The sequence below is a fragment of the Pseudomonas sp. RW3S2 genome (assembly GCF_014268955.1).
GTDB lineage: Bacteria > Pseudomonadota > Gammaproteobacteria > Pseudomonadales > Pseudomonadaceae > Aquipseudomonas > Aquipseudomonas wayambapalatensis.
The window spans coordinates 1-17,075 of sequence record NZ_JABWRM010000017.1; the positions used below are offsets into that span (position 1 = coordinate 1).

16 protein-coding genes are annotated in these 17,075 nt (G+C 63.1%); 8 read left to right on the top strand and 8 right to left on the bottom strand.

All coding sequences use genetic code 11. From position 1 onward, the window contains the following. Nucleotides 1–69: 69 nt before the first annotated feature. Both nadE and pncB read right to left on the bottom strand, forming a co-directional pair. A complete protein-coding gene (gene nadE / locus HU748_RS21150; RefSeq protein WP_186711696.1) occupies nt 70–897 on the bottom strand; it encodes an ammonia-dependent NAD(+) synthetase in 828 nt (275 codons plus the stop codon). Nucleotides 898–900: 3 nt separating this feature from the next. Then, on the bottom strand, nt 901–2,106 hold the full coding sequence (pncB, locus tag HU748_RS21155; protein ID WP_186721824.1) for a nicotinate phosphoribosyltransferase: 1,206 nt from the start codon (nt 2,104–2,106) through the stop codon (nt 901–903). 494 nt (nt 2,107–2,600) lie between these two features. Here pncB and HU748_RS21160 point away from each other — a divergent pair, with 494 nt between their 5' ends. From HU748_RS21160 to HU748_RS21185, 6 genes are all read left to right on the top strand, one after another. Then, nucleotides 2,601–3,737 carry a branched-chain amino acid ABC transporter substrate-binding protein gene (locus HU748_RS21160; protein ID WP_186721826.1) on the top strand — a complete coding sequence of 379 codons (1,137 nt, stop codon included), beginning with the start codon at nt 2,601–2,603 and terminating at the stop codon, nt 3,735–3,737. A gap of 159 nt (nt 3,738–3,896) precedes the next feature. Then, nucleotides 3,897–4,811, top strand: coding sequence for a branched-chain amino acid ABC transporter permease LivH (locus HU748_RS21165; RefSeq protein WP_186665947.1), 915 nt, complete (start codon nt 3,897–3,899; stop codon nt 4,809–4,811). 2 nt (nt 4,812–4,813) lie between these two features. Then, a complete protein-coding gene (livM, locus tag HU748_RS21170) occupies nt 4,814–6,115 on the top strand; it encodes a high-affinity branched-chain amino acid ABC transporter permease LivM (protein WP_186711698.1) in 1,302 nt (433 codons plus the stop codon). Next, the gene (locus tag HU748_RS21175; protein ID WP_186665953.1) at nt 6,112–6,987 is read left to right on the top strand and encodes an ATP-binding cassette domain-containing protein; all 876 of its coding nucleotides are present in this window, start codon (nt 6,112–6,114) and stop codon (nt 6,985–6,987) included. Before livM ends, HU748_RS21175 begins: the two co-directional genes overlap by 4 nt. Then, a complete protein-coding gene (locus tag HU748_RS21180; RefSeq protein ID WP_054894550.1) occupies nt 6,984–7,700 on the top strand; it encodes an ABC transporter ATP-binding protein in 717 nt (238 codons plus the stop codon). The genes HU748_RS21175 and HU748_RS21180 overlap by 4 nt, the downstream gene beginning before the upstream one ends. Nucleotides 7,701–8,295: 595 nt before the next feature. Continuing rightward, nucleotides 8,296–9,063 (top strand): SDR family oxidoreductase, encoded by a 768-nt coding sequence (locus tag HU748_RS21185; RefSeq protein WP_186721828.1) that lies wholly within the window; start codon nt 8,296–8,298, stop codon nt 9,061–9,063. A 174-nt stretch (nt 9,064–9,237) separates the two neighbouring features. Here the strand turns inward: HU748_RS21185 and HU748_RS21190 are convergent, their stop codons facing one another. The 3 genes from HU748_RS21190 to HU748_RS21200 all read right to left on the bottom strand — a co-directional run bounded on the left by HU748_RS21190 (nt 9,238) and on the right by HU748_RS21200 (nt 11,643). Beyond that, nucleotides 9,238–10,347: an AGE family epimerase/isomerase gene (locus tag HU748_RS21190; RefSeq protein ID WP_186721830.1), complete on the bottom strand. Its 1,110-nt coding sequence runs from the start codon at nt 10,345–10,347 to the stop codon at nt 9,238–9,240. Nucleotides 10,348–10,429: 82 nt separating this feature from the next. Beyond that, on the bottom strand, nt 10,430–11,062 hold the full coding sequence (locus HU748_RS21195) for a TetR family transcriptional regulator (RefSeq protein ID WP_054894553.1): 633 nt from the start codon (nt 11,060–11,062) through the stop codon (nt 10,430–10,432). 125 nt (nt 11,063–11,187) lie between these two features. Then, nucleotides 11,188–11,643, bottom strand: a complete 456-nt coding sequence (locus HU748_RS21200; protein WP_186721832.1) for a phage infection protein — start codon at nt 11,641–11,643, stop codon at nt 11,188–11,190. Nucleotides 11,644–11,984: 341 nt separating this feature from the next. On the opposite strand from HU748_RS21200, the gene HU748_RS21205 reads away from it, so the two are divergent. Beyond that, nucleotides 11,985–14,048: an AsmA family protein gene (locus HU748_RS21205; RefSeq protein WP_186721834.1), complete on the top strand. Its 2,064-nt coding sequence runs from the start codon at nt 11,985–11,987 to the stop codon at nt 14,046–14,048. A gap of 98 nt (nt 14,049–14,146) precedes the next feature. Here the strand turns inward: HU748_RS21205 and HU748_RS21210 are convergent, their stop codons facing one another. Continuing rightward, nucleotides 14,147–14,677, bottom strand: a complete 531-nt coding sequence (locus tag HU748_RS21210) for a ferritin-like domain-containing protein (RefSeq protein WP_186721836.1) — start codon at nt 14,675–14,677, stop codon at nt 14,147–14,149. Between the two features lie 39 nt (nt 14,678–14,716). Then, on the bottom strand, nt 14,717–15,058 hold the full coding sequence (gene osmE / locus HU748_RS21215) for an osmotically-inducible lipoprotein OsmE (RefSeq protein ID WP_186665960.1): 342 nt from the start codon (nt 15,056–15,058) through the stop codon (nt 14,717–14,719). Between the two features lie 134 nt (nt 15,059–15,192). On the opposite strand from osmE, the gene HU748_RS21220 reads away from it, so the two are divergent. Then, on the top strand, nt 15,193–16,083 hold the full coding sequence (locus HU748_RS21220; protein ID WP_186711367.1) for a triacylglycerol lipase: 891 nt from the start codon (nt 15,193–15,195) through the stop codon (nt 16,081–16,083). Here the strand turns inward: HU748_RS21220 and HU748_RS21225 are convergent. Then, nucleotides 16,064–16,957: a DMT family transporter gene (locus tag HU748_RS21225; protein ID WP_186711366.1), complete on the bottom strand. Its 894-nt coding sequence runs from the start codon at nt 16,955–16,957 to the stop codon at nt 16,064–16,066. The genes HU748_RS21220 and HU748_RS21225 overlap by 20 nt on opposite strands. Nucleotides 16,958–17,075 lie beyond the last annotated feature (118 nt).

Genomic DNA, 17,075 nt, shown 5'->3' on the forward strand with positions numbered 1-17,075 from the left:
CCCACAGGTTGTTCACTGCCATTGAGAACAGTGAACAACCTGTGGGAGCGGGCTTGCCCGCGAAGCTTTTTATGGGGCGAACGGCAGTTCGCGCTTGTGCTGGGTCTTGCGGTAGGTGGCGACGATGATGTCGAACGCTGCCTGGTCAACCGGCTGCCCATGCAGGAAGGCATCGATCTGCTGATAGGTCACGCCATGTGATGCCTCGTCCGGCTTGCCTGGTTCCAGGTCTTCCAGGTCTGCGGTCGGCACCTTCTCCACCAGCGATTCCGGCGCACCGAAGCTGCGCGCGATCGCCCGCACCTGGTTCTTCACCAGCCCGCTCAGCGGCGCCAGGTCACAGGCACCATCACCGAACTTGGTAAAGAAGCCCATCACCGCCTCGGCGGCGTGGTCGGTGCCGATCACCAGGCCTGCGCGCGCGCCAGCGATGGTGTACTGGGCGACCATGCGGGTGCGCGCCTTGACGTTGCCAACGACGAAGTCGACCAGGGTCGGCGAGCCGTTCTTCAGCTCCACCACTTCGGCGGCCAGGGCTCGGACGGCCGGGGCGATATCGACGGTGTGCACTTCGTCTGCCTTGATCACCTCCAGGCAGGCCTGGGCGTCGTGTTCGTCGTGCTGCACCTGGTAGGGCAGGCGTACGGCGATGAAGGTGTAGGCCTTGTCGCCGGTCTCGGCGCGCAGCTCATTGACGGCGCGCTGGGCGAGCAGGGCGGCGGTCAGCGAATCGACGCCGCCGCTGATGCCCAGCACCAGGGTCTTGAGTCGGGCGTTGGCCAGGCAGTCCTTGATGAAGGCCACGCGCCGGGCCACTTCCTTCTCGAGCGCGGCGGCGTCGGCGAAGGGTGGCTGTACCTTGAGCGCCTGGGCAATCTCTTGCTGAACGGCTTGCATGGGTTACTCCTTGCTAGGGACTTTGAATACGTGACGCAGGTAGGCGACGAAGTTCTCGTCGCGGCATTGGGTCTTGGCGGCTTCGTCGGAAATCTTCGCCACTGGCGAGCCGTTGCAGTCGGTCATTTTAAGCACGATGCTCATCGGCGCCACACCCGGGATGTCACAGGTCAGGTTGGTGCCGATGCCGAAGCTGACATTGATGCGGCCGCGCAGTGCGCGGAAGATCTGCAGGGTGCGCGGCAGGTCCAGGCCATCGGAGAACACCAGGGTCTTGGTCATCGGATCGATCCCCAGCTTGCGATAGTGCGCGATGGCCTTTTCCGCCCAGGCCACCGGCTCGCCCGAATCGTGGCGCAGGCCGTCGAAGAGCTTGGCGAAGTACAGGTCGAAGTCGCCGAGGAACGCATCCATGGTGATGCAGTCGGTCAGGGCGATGCCGAGCAGCCCGCGGTACTCGCGTACCCAGCAGTCCAGCGCGGCGATCTGGCTGTCGATCAGCCGCGGGCCGAGCTGCTGGTGGGCCATGATCCATTCATGGGCCATGGTGCCGAGCGGCTTGATATCCAGTTTCCATGCCAGGTCGACGTTGCTGGTGCCGACGAAGCGTGCCGGGAAGTCATCGCGCATCACCCGTACCACCTCTTCCTGCACGCGGCTCGAGAAGCGTCGGCGGGTGCCGAAGTCGGCGACCTGCAGGGCGCCCAGCTCCTCTTCACTGGCATTGGCGCGCAACCAGTCGAACTTGCGATAGAGCTGGTCGCGCGCAGCGTTCAGGCGCATCTGCGGATGCAGGGCGCGGTTGCGCACTTCGCTGATGATCGCCAGCAGCGGCACCTCGAACAGGATCACGTGCAGCCATGGGCCGCGCAGGCGCAGGAACAACTGGTCGTGCTCGATGCCGATGCGCAGGTAGCGCAGGTTGAAGCGGAACAGGCCGAGAAAGCGCAGGAAGTCGGGCTTGAGGAAGCTGATGCGTTCGAGGAAGGTCAGTTGGCCGTCGTCGAGGGTGAGGTCGGCCAGCCGTTCGATCTGCCGGCGGATTTCACCCAGATAGGGGCGCAGGTCTTCGCCGTTGCGGCAGCGGAATTCCCATTCCACGTCGGCGTCCGGGTAGTTGTGCAGGACGCCCTGCATCATGGTGAGCTTGTAGAAGTCGGTGTCGAGCAGGTTATGCACGATGCGCTCGGCGAATGCGCTCTCGCTCATCAAAAAGGCTCCGGAAGCAGCGAATGGCGGACATTGTGCCAGCCTTTTGGGTGTTGTGGTGTCTGGGCTGGTCTCTTCGCGGGCAAGCTCGCTCCTACACAGGAGTGGGAGCGGGCTTGCCCGTGAAGGGGCCAGAACCGCCAGATCGGGTGTTTTTCCGTGCACCAGCTAGCCTTCAAACAGTGCTGCCTGTAGCAGTGACGCACCACCGGTGTGCACTTCGGTGACGTCCACTGTTACAGGGCGGTTGCACGTAAACACTTGCGAGGGTTGCAATGATGGCACCTTGCGGTTGCTCCTTTGTTTTGCGTTCAGTGGCGCCTGCCCTGTGGCAGACGGTTGCACGCTCAATAAAGAAACGACCGCCGGAGGTCTGCAGTGGCCCAGCGAAGTGTGTTTTCCCGGAAGACAAAACTGATGGCACGGCCCTTGCTCGGAGCACAGGGTTGATGAAGTTGTAGTGCCAACTAAAAAAACTCTAGGAGCACCACCTCATGTCGCAGACGTTTTACAAGAAAGGTTTCCTGGCACTGGCCGTGGCTACGGCACTGGGTGTTTCTTCGTATGTACAGGCCGACGTAAAGATCGGCGTAGCGGGCCCGATGACCGGCGCCAACGCAGCGTTTGGCGAGCAATACATGAAGGGCGCCCAGGCGGCAGCCGATGTGGTCAACAAGGCTGGCGGCATCAACGGCGAGAAGATCGTCCTGGTCAAGGGCGATGACGCGTGCGAGCCGAAGCAGGCCGTGGCCGTGGCCAACCGCCTGGTCGATCAGGACAAGGTGATCGGCGTGGTCGGACACTTCTGCTCCTCCAACACCATTCCCGCTTCCGAGGTGTACGACGAAGCCGGCGTCATCGCGATCACCCCCGGGTCGACCAACCCGCAGGTCACCGAGCGCGGCCTGTCGGCCATGTTCCGCATGTGCGGTCGTGACGACCAGCAGGGCATCGTCGCCGGCGACTACATCGTCGATGTGCTCAAGGGCAAGAAGGTCGCGGTCCTGCACGACAAGGACACCTATGGCCAGGGCCTGGCCGATGCGACCAAGGCGCAGCTCGAGAAGCGCGGCGTCAAGCCTGTGCTGTACGAAGGCCTGACCCGTGGCGAGAAGGACTTCAGTGCCGTGGTCACCAAGATCCGCGCCAATGGTGCCGACGTCGTCTACTTCGGCGGGCTGCACCCGGAAGCCGGTCCGCTGGTGCGCCAACTGCGCGAGCAGGGCCTGAAGGACGTCAAGTTCATGTCCGACGACGGTATCGTCACCGACGAACTGGTGGCCACCGCAGGCGGTGCGCAGTACACCGACGGCGTGTACATGACCTTTGGTGCCGACCCGCGCCTGCTGCCAGACAGCAAGGCGGTGGTCGAGGAGTTCCGCAAGGCCGGCACCGAGCCTGAGGGCTACACCTTGTACGCCTACGCCTCGGTCCAGGCGCTGGCCGCCGCGTTCAACGGCGCCAAGTCGAACAAGGGCGAAGACGCCGCCAAGTGGCTCAAGGCCAATCCGGTCAAGACCGTCATGGGCGAGAAGAAGTGGGACAGCAAGGGCGACCTGACCGTCTCCGACTACGTGGTCTACCAGTGGGATGCCAACGGCAAGTACCACCAGCTGGAAAAACAAAAATAACAATGGCTTGAAGCCCGGTCGCCTTGGCGCACCGGGCCGCGGCCCCGCGGTATTTGTACTTTATCCGTAGATCTGCACAGTCCTGCGCGGCGAGGGACGCTCTACCCTTGCCCCCGCCGTGGTCGGCGCTCGTGCAATCTCAATAGGTGAGATTGCGTTATGGATGGTATTTTCCTGCAGCAACTGATCAATGGGCTGACCCTCGGGTCTGTCTATGGTCTGATCGCCATCGGCTACACAATGGTCTATGGCATCATCGGCATGATCAACTTCGCGCACGGCGAGGTGTATATGATCTCCGCGTATCTCGCGGCGATCAGCCTGGCATTGCTGGCCTACTTCGGTATCGAATCCTTCCCGCTGCTGATGCTTGGCACGCTGTTGTTCACCATTGTCGTCACCGGTGTCTATGGCTTCACCATCGAGCGCATCGCCTACAAGCCGCTGCGCAACTCCACTCGCCTGGCTCCGCTGATCAGCGCCATCGGCATCTCGCTGATCCTGCAGAACTACGCGCAGCTCAGCCAGGGCGCGCGTCAACAAGGCGTACCGACCCTGCTCGAAGGCGCCTGGCGCGTCGATATCGGTACCGGCTTCGTCCAGCTCACCTACACCAAGATCTTCATCCTGGTTGCCGCCTTCGTCGGCATGGGCCTGCTCACCTACGTGATCAAGTACACCAAGCTCGGGCGCATGTGCCGCGCCACCCAGCAGGACCGCAAGATGGCGTCGATCCTCGGGATCAACACCGACCGCGTGATCTCCTATGTGTTCGTCATCGGTGCGGTGATGGCGGCGCTGGCGGGTGTGCTGATCACCATGAACTACGGCACCTTCGACTTCTACGCGGGCTTCATCATCGGCATCAAGGCGTTCACTGCCGCGGTGCTCGGGGGCATCGGCTCGTTGCCGGGTGCCATGCTCGGCGGGATCATCCTGGGCATCTCCGAATCGCTGTTCTCTGGCCTGGTCAACTCCGACTACAAGGACGTGTTCAGCTTCTCGCTGTTGGTGATGATCCTCATCTTCCGTCCACAAGGCCTGCTCGGTCGCCCGCTCGTGGCTAAGGTGTGATCATGTCCGTTGCCAATACTGCCTCCACTTCTCCAAGCAAGGGCTTCGACATCAAGCGCAGCCTGATCGAGACCCTCGTCGCCGGCCTGCTGGCGCTCATCGTTTTCGGCCCGATCGTCGGCGTGGTGCTCGACGGCTACAGCTTCAATGCAGAACCCCGGCGAGTCGCGTGGCTGGTCGGCGGGGTGATGATCGGTCGCTTCGTGCTCAGCCTGTTCCTGCAGACACCCACCGGCCAACGCCTGCTGCAAGGCTTCGACAGCGGCGGCTCCGGCGTGCACGTGCTGGCTCCCGACTACAAGTCGCGCCTGCGCTACATCATCCCGGCGCTGATCGTCATCGCCATCGTCTTCCCGATCTTTGCCAACAAGTACCTGCTGACCGTGGTCATCCTCGGGCTGATCTACGTGCTGCTGGGCTTGGGCCTGAACATCGTGGTCGGCCTTGCCGGACTGCTCGACCTGGGTTACGTGGCGTTCTACGCCATCGGCGCCTACGGCCTGGCGTTGGGCTACCAGTACCTGGGGCTGGGCTTCTGGACCGTGCTGCCATTGGCGGCCATCGCTGCGGCGCTGGCGGGATGCATACTGGGCTTCCCGGTGCTGCGCATGCATGGCGACTACCTGGCGATCGTCACCCTGGGGTTCGGTGAAATCATTCGCCTGGTGCTGAACAACTGGTTGTCGTTCACCGGTGGCCCGAACGGTATGCCGGCGCCGTCGCCGACCTTCTTCGGGCTGGAGTTCGGCCGTCGGGCGAAGGATGGCGGGGTGCCGTTCCACGAGTTCTTCGGTATCGAATACAACGCCAACTACAAGTTCCTGTTCATCTACATCGTGCTGTTCCTGGTGGTATTGGCGGTGCTCTACATCAAGCACCGGCTCACGCGCATGCCGGTCGGTCGAGCCTGGGAGGCGCTGCGTGAAGACGAGATCGCCTGCCGTTCGATGGGCCTGAACCACGTGCTGGTCAAGCTTTCGGCCTTTACCCTGGGCGCCTCTACTGCGGGCCTTGCCGGGGTGTTCTTCGCCACTTACCAGGGTTTCGTCAACCCGTCGTCGTTCACCTTCTTCGAATCGGCCTTGATCCTGGCCATCGTCGTGCTTGGCGGCATGGGCTCGACCGTGGGCGTGGTGATCGCCGCCTTCGTGCTGACCGTGGCGCCGGAGCTGCTGCGCAGCTTCTCCGAGTACCGCGTGCTGCTGTTCGGTGTGCTGATGGTGCTGATGATGATCTGGCGACCGCGAGGGCTGATCCGCATCAGCCGCACTGGCGTGGTCCCACGTAAAGGAGTGGCACCATGAGCGACGAAATCATTCTCTCGGTCGATAACCTGATGATGCAGTTCGGCGGCATCAAGGCGCTCAGCGACGTCAGCCTGAAGGTCAAGCGCAACCAGATCTTCGCCCTGATCGGCCCCAACGGCGCTGGCAAGACCACGGTGTTCAACTGCCTGACCGGCTTCTACAAGGCCAGCGGCGGGCGCATCGAGCTGAACGTGCGTGGCCGTCACACCAACGTCATCCAACTGCTGGGCGAACGCTTCGAGGCGACGGATTTCGTCTCCCCGGCGCGCTTCGCCAACCGCCTGTACTACAAGATGTTCGGTGGCACCCACCTGGTGAACCGCGCGGGCCTGGCACGCACCTTCCAGAACATTCGCCTGTTCAAGGAAATGTCGGTGGTGGAAAACCTGCTGGTGGCCCAGCACATGTGGGTCAACCGCAATCTGCTGGCCGGGGTGCTCAACACCAAGGGCTATCGCCAGGCCGAAAGCGATGCGTTGGACCACGCGTTCTACTGGTTGGAGGTGGTCGATCTGGTCGATTGCGCCAACCGCCTGGCCGGCGAGCTGTCGTACGGTCAGCAGCGCCGCCTGGAGATCGCCCGGGCCATGTGCACGCGGCCGAAGATCATCTGCCTGGACGAGCCGGCCGCCGGCCTCAACCCGCAGGAGACCGAGGCCCTGAGCCGCATGATTCGTGTGCTGCGCGACGAGCACGACATCACCGTGGTGCTGATCGAGCATGACATGGGCATGGTCATGAGCATTTCCGATCACATCGTCGTGCTCGACCACGGCAATGTAATCGCCGAAGGCGCCCCGCAGGACATCCGCAACAACCCGACGGTAATCGCCGCCTACCTGGGTGCCGACGAAGAGGAACTGATATGAGTGCACCCATTCTCGAGCTCAAGGACCTGGATGTGTTCTACGGGCCGATCCAGGCGCTGAAGAAGGTCTCGATGCATATCGAGGAGGGCGAGACGGTCAGCCTGATCGGTGCCAACGGCGCGGGCAAGTCCACGCTGCTGATGTCGATTTTCGGCCAGCCGCGGGCAGCTTCCGGGCAGATCCTCTACCGTGGCACCGACATTACCCGCAAGTCGTCGCACTACATCGCCTCCAACGGCATCGCCCAGTCGCCGGAAGGGCGGCGGGTGTTCCCCGACATGACCGTCGAGGAGAACCTGATGATGGGCACCATCCCCATCGGCGACAAGCATGCCGACGAAGACATGCAGCGCATGTACGAGCTGTTCCCGCGACTCAAGGAGCGCCGCAACCAGCGGGCCATGACCATGTCCGGCGGCGAGCAGCAGATGCTGGCCATCGCCCGTGCCTTGATGAGCCGCCCCAAGCTGCTGTTGCTGGACGAGCCGTCGCTGGGGTTGGCGCCGATCGTGGTCAAGCAGATCTTCTCGACCCTGCGCGAACTGGCCAAGACCGGCATGACCATTTTCCTGGTCGAGCAGAACGCCAACCATGCGCTGAAACTGTCGGACCGGGCGTATGTGATGGTCAACGGCCAGATTCGCATGACCGGGACCGGGCAGGAGTTGCTGGTCAACGAAGAGGTGCGCAGCGCGTATCTGGGCGGGCATTGAGGTGGGGCAGGGGCTGCAAGGCAGCCCCGGTCGCCAATGTGGACAACTTGTCGCACATCGCGCTTGAAACACCGTAGATTCCTTGCATAAACCCTTGTTTCCACAGGCACGGTCTTTTCCACGATTAATGTGGAACCGCCTGTGGAAAACATGGTGGCACCTCGCTGGACCCCTCGCACTCCAAGGCCTGCATGGCAATGATCAATAATTGATCAATCGAGCTTTGTGCACAATTCCGTGGCTCTTTTGCCGTTGAAACGCGGCCAGGGATCGCTGCTGTCTTTCTGTGGATAAGTCTGTGCGCAACCCTTGGACAGACCGCTGTACACGGCATGGCTGAAAGCGTTGAGCCATCACCCTGAGCGCTCTGAAAGAGTTCCCTCAGGCCACAGGGTTCACTTTACCCGACGAGTTGCCCCCAATCCGTGGGGAAAGCCTTGTGGATAAGATGCGTATAGCCTGCACCAGCCCTTGTGCTGCAAGGCTTTCGAGGCGTTGCCTGTTTTTTGACCAGTACCGAAAACGGCTTGCTGCCGGCGAGCGCCGCGGGCATGCTGCAAGGCCTGCGACGACCCCTACAGCGAAGGAGAACAGCATGACGTCCACCGTATTCATCACAGGTGCCACTTCCGGTTTCGGTGAAGCCACTGCCCGTCGTTTCGCCGACGCGGGCTGGAAGCTGGTGCTCACCGGTCGCCGCAAGGAGCGCCTGGATGCCCTGTGCGCCGAGCTGTCGGCCAAGACCGAGGTGTTGGGCCTGGTGGTCGATGTGCGCGACCGCAAGGCAATGGAGGCGGCGATTGCCGGCCTGCCGCCGACCTTCGACAAGTTGCAGGGCCTGGTCAACAACGCAGGGCTGGCCCTGGGCGCCGACCCTGCGCCGCAGTGCGACCTGGACGACTGGGAAACCATGGTCGACACCAACATCAAGGGCCTGATGTACACCACCCGCCTGCTGTTGCCGCGCCTGATCGCCCATGGCCGTGGCGCAAGCATCCTCAACGTGGGTTCGGTGGCGGGCAACTACCCCTATCCGGGCAGCCATGTGTATGGCGGCACCAAGGCCTTTGTCGGGCAGTTCTCCCTGAGCCTGCGCTGCGACCTGCGCGGCACCGGCGTACGGGTGACCAACATCGAGCCGGGGCTGTGCGAAAGCGAGTTCTCGCTGGTGCGCTTCGGTGGCGACCAGTCGCGCTACGACGCTACCTACGCGGGCGCCGAGCCGATCCAGCCGCAGGACATCGCCGACACCATCTTCTGGGTGCTCAACCAGCCGGCGCACATCAACATCAACAGCCTTGAACTGATGCCGGTAAGCCAGGACTGGGCTGGGTTCTCGATCGACCGCTCGGCCAAGGGCTGAAAACGGTTCCTCGCCAACTCTTGTAGGAGCAACTGTCTTGCTCAAAATCTAAAGGTCAGCCCAATCCCCCTGTAGGAGCGGGCTTGCCCGCGAACACGGGCGTAGCCCGTGCCAGGCAGCGCGGTGTCTTTTTCGCGGGCAAGTCGGGGCGCCGAACCGCCGCCCCTACAGCCATTAGTGCAGGCGTTGCAGGCCTTCGAGGCAAGTGGCCAGGTGGTAGGGCGTGGTGGACGGCATGTCGTGCCGGCTGACTGCGCCCTGGCCATCACGGCATTCGTGCCAGCCGCCGGCATGCAGGAAGTTGTCTTCGAGGGCTTTGAGCTGGGTCATCAGCTTCGCCTCGTTGCCTGGCTTCAACGCCAGCGCCCGCAGATATTCGGCCTGGGCCCAGATCCGCTGGGTCGCATCAATGACCTTGCCATCCACATCCAGCGACGCGAGCACCGCCGCATCCTTCACGCCGCAACCCTCGGCGTACTCGAACGCCCGGCTGATCGATGCATGCAGCGGGGTCCCGCGCAGCAGTGGCGAGGTGTCGAGCAGGTAGAACCATTCGAACTGATGGCCGGGCTCGAACCAGTTATCCACAGCACCGCGGGGTTTTTCCAGCATCACGCCGTGGGTCGGATCGATGAACTGCGCCTGCAGGGCTGTGCATAACTGCAGCAGGGCCGCTTGCGCGGCATCGTCCTTACGCACGGCCAGGGTTTGCAGGAAGGCTTCGGCCAGGTGCATCTGCGGGTTCTGCAGCGGGCCGCTGCCAAGGTCGGACCAGTCTTCGCCCAGCACGGCTTCGTACAGACCATCATCCCGAGCGAACTGCTCCTCGATGATTTCCAGGGCCGCGTTCAGCGCCGACCCGACCAGCCCTTCGCCGACCTTGCCCCAGTAGTGGGCGCAGGCGAAGACGATGAAGGCGTGGGTGTAGAGGTCCTTGCGTCGGTCCAGTGGCTTGCCGTCGGCATCGATGCTGTAGAACCAGCCGCCGTGCTCGGCGTCGTGAAAATGTCGCTGCAGCGAGCGGAACAGCGCGGCAGCGCGCTCGGCGGCACCGGGTTGCTCGATGCGGCTGCTGAACAGGTAGAGCTGACGTGCGCAGGCCATTGCGCGGTAGCGCTGCACCGGCAGGGGGTGGTGTTCGGCGTCGAGGGCTTCGAAGGGCAGGGCCATGTCGGCGTTCCACCCGGGACCTTGCCACAAGGGCACGATGCGCTCGGCGAAATGTTCGCGCACAGAAGCCAGGCAGGTGGTCAACTCGGACGGGGTAGGGCGGGGGTTGGACATGAAGGCGCTCGTCGCAATCGGGCAGGGCGCCATGGTAGCAGAACTGGGCAAGGGGTTGATTGTGCTGGCCGCCTCGCGGGCTTCAGCCAGGATTCCCCAACCCCTGCCAATGCCGCGCCCCGACGAAGATGAAGCGCAGTTGCTGGGTGATCTTGTCCTGCGCGGTCAGCGCCTGTGGACAAGCCGGATCAGGGCTGTCGATCAGCTCTGGCAGGGTGGCGAACACGGTCTTGACCACCAGGTCGGCCATCACCCCCAGGGCGGCGCTGTCCAGGTGCTGCCAGCGGGTCATGCGTGCAAGGTCGGTGGCCAGGTCAGAGCTGATGTCCCGGCGCAGCCGGGCGATGGCTTGGCGCACGGGCTGCGATCCGCCGTACTGTTCACGGGCGAGGAACAGGAATTGGGCGCGGTGTGCCGCCACCACATCGAGAAAGATGCGCACCGAGGCGTCGGTGATGCCGCCGAGTTCGAATTCGTTGTGGCGCACCAGGCGAATGGTCTGGCGGAAGGTTGCGTCGACCTCGGCGACCAGCGCGAGGCCCAGGGCATCCATGTCGGGGAAATGCCGATAGAAACCGGTGGGGACGATGCCAGCGGCCTTGGCCACTTCGCGCAGGCTGATGCTGCCAAAGCCACGGCCACTCTCCATCAGCTGGCAGGCGGCGTCGAGCAAGGCCTGGCGGGTCTGTTGCTTCTGTTCGGCACGCGGCAGCATGGGGTTCTGGATTCTGTGACAGTACGGCTGGGCACTCTAGATAAAAAAACGAAGCCCGGTCAATGGACCGGGCTTTGGAGGGGAGCAAGCGCTGTATGTCGAGTTGTCGTTATCAGCCATGGGCATCAGCTCACGCGGCGGATTTCGACCAGACGATCCGAGCCACCTTCGGCAACGCGGTTGTTACGTTCGATCAGACGATCCGAGCCACCTTCGGCAACGCGGTTGTTACGTTCGATCAGGCGATCCGAGCCACCTTCGGCAACGCGATTGTTACGTTCGATCAGACGGTCCGAGCCACCTTCGGCAACGCGGTTGTTACGTTCGATCAGGCGATCCGAGCCACCTTCGGCAACGCGGTTGTTACGTTCGATCAGACGGTCCGAGCCACCTTCGGCAACGCGGTTGTTGCGTTCGATCAGACGATCCGAGCCACCTTCGGCAACGGTTTTCAGGGGCTGGGCAATCACTGCCGAGCTGGAACGGGCTTCGGCGCTCAGGTGTTGGTCGGCAGCCGGCAAGGCGAAGGCGTTGGCGGCAAGGATGGAAAGACTCAGGCTCAGCAGCAGTTGGCGTTTCATGATTCGGTGCTCCTCGTGGGACGCTGGAAAGTGGGTACGAGGGCAATGCTACGCTTGGTAACTCAAGAAAAAAGTTCATACGGCTAATGGTAACAATCGACGGAAATGATGGTTGGGCGCAAAGGCTCTGGATCAATGATTTCGGGGTGATGGGTGGCTACGTGCTACCCCGTTTTGCCGGTAACACCCGGGTCGATTTCATCCCCGAAGCTGAGAATTAGGTCAGGAAAAACTTCGCTATCATTGCTGTCATCGATAAAACCCCGCGGGCTTTCGTCAGTCCGAAGTAATGAACGCCTTTGCCGCACCGCTTCATGTCATGCAGTCAGGAGAGCCCCGCAATGACGCGCCCCGCCAGAATCTTTACCTGGACCCTCGCTATCCTCGCGGCCTTGCTGGCGATACTGGTGGTGGTGATCGCCACCTTCGACTGGAACCGTATCAAGCCGTTGCTCAACGAGAAGGTCTCCGAGGCCCTGCATCGGCCTTTCGCCATCAATGGCAACCTCGCCGTGCACTGGCAGCGCGAGCCCGATGAGGGCGGCTGGCGCGCCTGGGTGCCGTGGCCGCGCTTCGTGGCCGAAGACCTGACCCTGGGCAATCCCGACTGGCTCAAGGAGCCGCAGATGGTCGGCCTGGAACGTGTCGAGTTTCGCCTGTCGCCGCTGCCGCTGTTGTTCCAGCAGATCTCGATCCCGCGCATCGACCTCACCCATCCCACCGCCAGCCTGACCCGCCTGGCCGACGGCCGGGCCAACTGGACCTTCGACTTCGGGCCCAAGGACGAGAACGCCGAACCGTCGAAATGGGTGCTGGATATCGGCGCCATCGGCTTCGACCAAGGCAACGTCACTTTCGACGACCAGACCCTGCAGACCAGCATGAAAGTGCAGATCGACCCGCTGGGCAAGCCGATCCCTTTCAGCGAGATCGTCGGCAAGGCCAGCGCGGAAAAGGTCGGTGGTGCGCAGGATTACGCGTTCGGGCTCAAGGCCGAAGGTCGCTACAAGGGCCAGGCAGTGTCTGCGACCGGCAAGATCGGCGGCCTGCTGGCGCTGCAGGACGCCAGGCAGCCATTCCCGCTGCAGGTCGATGCACGCGTCGGCGATACGCGCGCAGCGGTCGCCGGCACCTTGACCGATCCACGCAACCTTGGCGCCCTTGACCTGCGCCTGAAACTTTCCGGCAGCAGCCTGGGCAACCTCTATCCACTGACTGGCGTGACTTTGCCCGATACCCCGGCCTATGCCACCGACGGTCATCTCACCGCCAACCTGCACGATCCGCAGGGCGCGCGTTTTCGCTATGAAGGGTTCAACGGCAAGATCGGTGACAGCGACATCCATGGCGACCTGGCCTTCGTCGCCAGCCAGCCACGGCCCAAGCTCTCCGGCAACCTGGTCTCCAACCAGTTGCTGTTCAAGGACCTGGCGCCACTGATCGGCGCCGACTCCAACGCCGAGCAGAAAGCCCGTGGTGGCGCCAGCAAGCAGCCGACCGGCAAGGTGCTGCCGGTAGAGGAGTTCCGCACCGAGCGGTGGCGGGCGATGGATGCCGACGTGACGTTCGCTGGCAAGCGAATCGTGCATAGCGAGCAGTTGCCGTTCAAGGATCTGTCTGCCCATGTGGTGCTCGAGGACGGTCTGCTGCGTATGGTCCCGCTGCGCTTTGGCGTGGCCGGCGGCAACCTCGATGCCAATATTCGCCTCGATGGCCGCTCGGTGCCGATGCAGGGCCGCGCACGCCTGACTGCCCGCGGCTTCAAGCTCAAGGAACTGTTCCCCACCTTTGCCCCGATGCAGACCAGTTTCGGTGAGCTGAACGGCGATGCCGACCTGAGCGGACGCGGCAATTCAGTGGCGGCGTTGCTGGGCACCTCCAATGGCGACCTGCGGCTGCTGATCAACGATGGCGCGATCAGCCGCAGCCTGATGGAGATCGCCGGGCTCAACGTCGGCAACTATGTGGTCGACAAGCTGTTCGGTGACGAGGATGTGAAGATCAACTGCGCGGCGGCCGACGTCGGTATCAAGGATGGTTTGGCGACCACGCGGCTGTTCGTGTTCGACACCGAGAACGCGATCATCTACATCAACGGCACGGCGAATTTTGCCAGCGAGCAACTGGACCTGAAGGTCACCCCGGAATCCAAGGGCCTGCGCCTGTTCTCGCTGCGCTCACCGCTGTACGTGCGCGGGCCTTTCGCCAAGCCCAGTGCTGGCGTGCAGGCGGTGCCGCTGGCTTTGCGTGGCGCAGGGATGGTAGCGCTGGGTGTGGCGATCGGGCCGGCCGCCGGGTTGCTGGCGCTGATCGCTCCGAGTGGTGATGTGCCCAACCAGTGCACGCCGCTGCTGGAGCGAATGAAGGCCGGCAAGGCGCCTGCGGCGGTGAAGCCGAAGAAATAACGAGGCGAGGAATTAGGGGGAAATAGAGGGAAAGATACGCGATGGCTTACAGGTTGCTCGCGGACATCCTTGCCGCGAGCGATCCGCACCTGCAGTGCTTACAACCCTTGCAGCAGGTCCGACATATCGTCGGCGTGCTCTTCTTCCTGGGCCAGGATGTCTTCGAAGATACGACGGGTGGTCGGGTCCTTGTCACCGATGTACTGAATGATCTCGCGGTAGCTGTCGATGGCGATACGCTCGGCGACCAGGTCTTCGAGCACCATCTCCTTGAGATTGCTGCCGGCCACGTACTGCGCGTGGGAGTTCTTGCTCAGGTTGTCCGGGTTGAAATCCGGCTCGCCGCCCAGTTGGACGATCCGCTCGGCCAGCTTGTCGGCGTGTTCGGACTCCTGGTTCGCGTGCTCGAGAAACTCCTCGGCGGCGACGCTGGCCTTGATACCGCTGGCCATGAAGTAGTGGCGCTTGTAGCGCAGGGTGCAGACCAGCTCGGTGGCCAGCGACTCGTTCAGCAGGCGGATGATTTCCTGGCGGTCGGCGTTGTAGCCCTCGGTGACCGCGCCTTGCTCGACATGCTGGCGCGCGCGCTGGCGCAAGGTGTTGATATCGGTCAGTTCAACGTTGCTCATGACTCTCTCCATACAGATCAGGGGTTGGGGCGGGAGGGCTCACTGGCCGGGGACGGCCTTGCGGTCCTCTTCTCGTTGCTTGCAGGTCTTGAAGCCTTTGGCATCGACATGGCCGCTGGCGTCGAAGCGCACGTAGTAGGGCTGCTGCTTGCCATCCTTGTAGAGGATGTAGTCGTTGCAGATCCCGCCGTTGGGCAGGTCGCTCATGTTCGACGGGCTGCCGCCGATGGCGATGACCTTTTGCGTGGTCATGCCGTGCTCGACCTGCTTGACCAGCGGCTCGTCGCGGTAGGTCACGTAGTCCACCGGGTTCTCCGGGCGACTGCCGCAGGCGGCGAGGGTCGTGCTTGCGACAAGAATGGCCAGGATCGCTTTGTTCATGGTTCCGCTCCTTGCAGAAGGTCCGTTGCGGGTAGCTGTTAAGGTTGGAACCGCACGGCGCGTCAGGAGTTCGATTCATCAAGCGAAGCGGCGACTACTCTGAGAAGGGCAGGGTTCAGGGAGAGAAATGGCAGATGGCAAACGAACTGGCCACACGCTACCCGCTGGTGCTGGTGCCGGGCATGCTCGGTTTCGTGCGGTTGCTGCTCTATCCGTACTGGTTCGGCATCGTCCCGGCGTTGCGCCGGGGCGGGGCGCAGGTGTTTGCAGTGCAGGTCTCGCCGCTGCATTCCAGCGAGGTGCGTGGCGAGCAGTTGCTGGCGATCATCGAAGACATCTGCCAGCGCACCGGGGCAGACAAGGTCAATCTCATCGGCCACAGCCAGGGTGCGTTGAGTGCGCGCTATGCCGCGGCCTGCAGGCCCGGGCGGGTGGCGTCGGTGACCTCGGTGGCCGGCCCCAACCAGGGCTCGGAACTTGCCGATTATCTCGAACGCAGCGCCCCTGGCGACTCGGCCCGGGGGCGCCTGCTCAAGGCTGCGCTGCATGGCCTGGCGCTGCTGCTGGTGTGGCTGGAGACCGGCTGGCGCCGTGATCCGCTACCCATCGATGTGCATGCCTCGCATCAGTCGCTGACCTGTTCGGGCGTGGCGCTGTTCAACCAGGCGTATCCGCAGGGATTGCCGCAGCACTGGGGCGGCGAGGGGGCCGCCGAGGTCGGTGGCGTGCGCTATTACTCCTGGTCCGGCATCCTGCAGCCCGGGCGTACCGACAAGGGCTGGAACCGCTTCGATGGCAGCAACCGGTTCTGCCGCCTGTTCGCCCGCAGTTTTACCCGCGAGAAAGGTCAGTGCGATGGCATGGTCGGGCGTTGCAGTTCGCACCTGGGCCAGGTGATCGGCGACGATTACCCGCTCGATCACCTGGACATCGTCAACCAGCAGTTCGGTGCCGTGGGCAAGGGCGTCGACCCGGTGCGCCTGTTCACCGAGCACGCTGCCCGACTCAAGGATGCCGGGCTGTAGGCGCGCGGCGCACGGGGGTGGTCCAGCGTTCGGCGAGGATGACCCCGGCCAGTGTCAGCAGGCCGCCATACAAGTGATAGCTGGCCAACTGCTCGTTCAGGACCCCGGCGGCGATCACGGCAGTCACCACCGGCAACAGGTTGAAGAACAGGGTCGTGCGGGTCGGCCCGAGCCTGTGCACGGCCTGCATCCAGAACTGCGGCGCGATCATCGACGCCAGTACACAGGCGTACAGTACCAGGCCGATATTGTTCGCGGTCAGCCCGGTCTTCTCTGACAGCAGGTACATCGGCAGTAGTACCAGGATCGCCATCCAGATCTGCATGTACAGCAGTTGCATCTGTGGCAGGCGCAATTGCCATTTCTTCAGCAGCACGCTGTACAGGGCGTAGGCGAAGGTGGCGACCAGCATCAGCAGGTCACCGCCATTGAGCCCTTGGTGCAGCAGCGCGCCGGGGTTGCCGGCGGACACCACCTCCAGCACGCCGAAGAACGACACCAGGGCGCCGAGCGAGGCGCCGTAGGTCAGGCGCTGGCCGAGCCAGGCGATCGACAGGGCCAGCGACATCAGCGGCATCAGCGAGAGGATGATGCCCATGTTGGTGGCACTGGTGATGCCGGCGGCGAAGTAGGCCATGCTCTGGTACATGACCATGCCCAGCACGCCGAGGACGAACAGCTTGCCCAACTGCGCACGGATCGCCGCGCGGTTGCGCCACACCTGCGGCAGCAGGAACGGGGTGAGCAGCAGGCCGGCAAGCAGCCAGCGGTAGAAGCCGATCTCGGCGGGAAAGATCGCTCCGGCGGACATCTTGGTGACGACGGTGTTGCCGGCCCAGATAAGAATCGCCAGGACGGGGAAGCTGTAGTTCATGAGGCTTTGACTCGTGGGAATTGCTGTTTCGGTGCGGGCTTTTGCGGGAGTGAGGTTGTCCGCGAAAAACCACCGCAGATGCTCGCCATTATCCACTGTCTGTCTGCAAGGCTATACT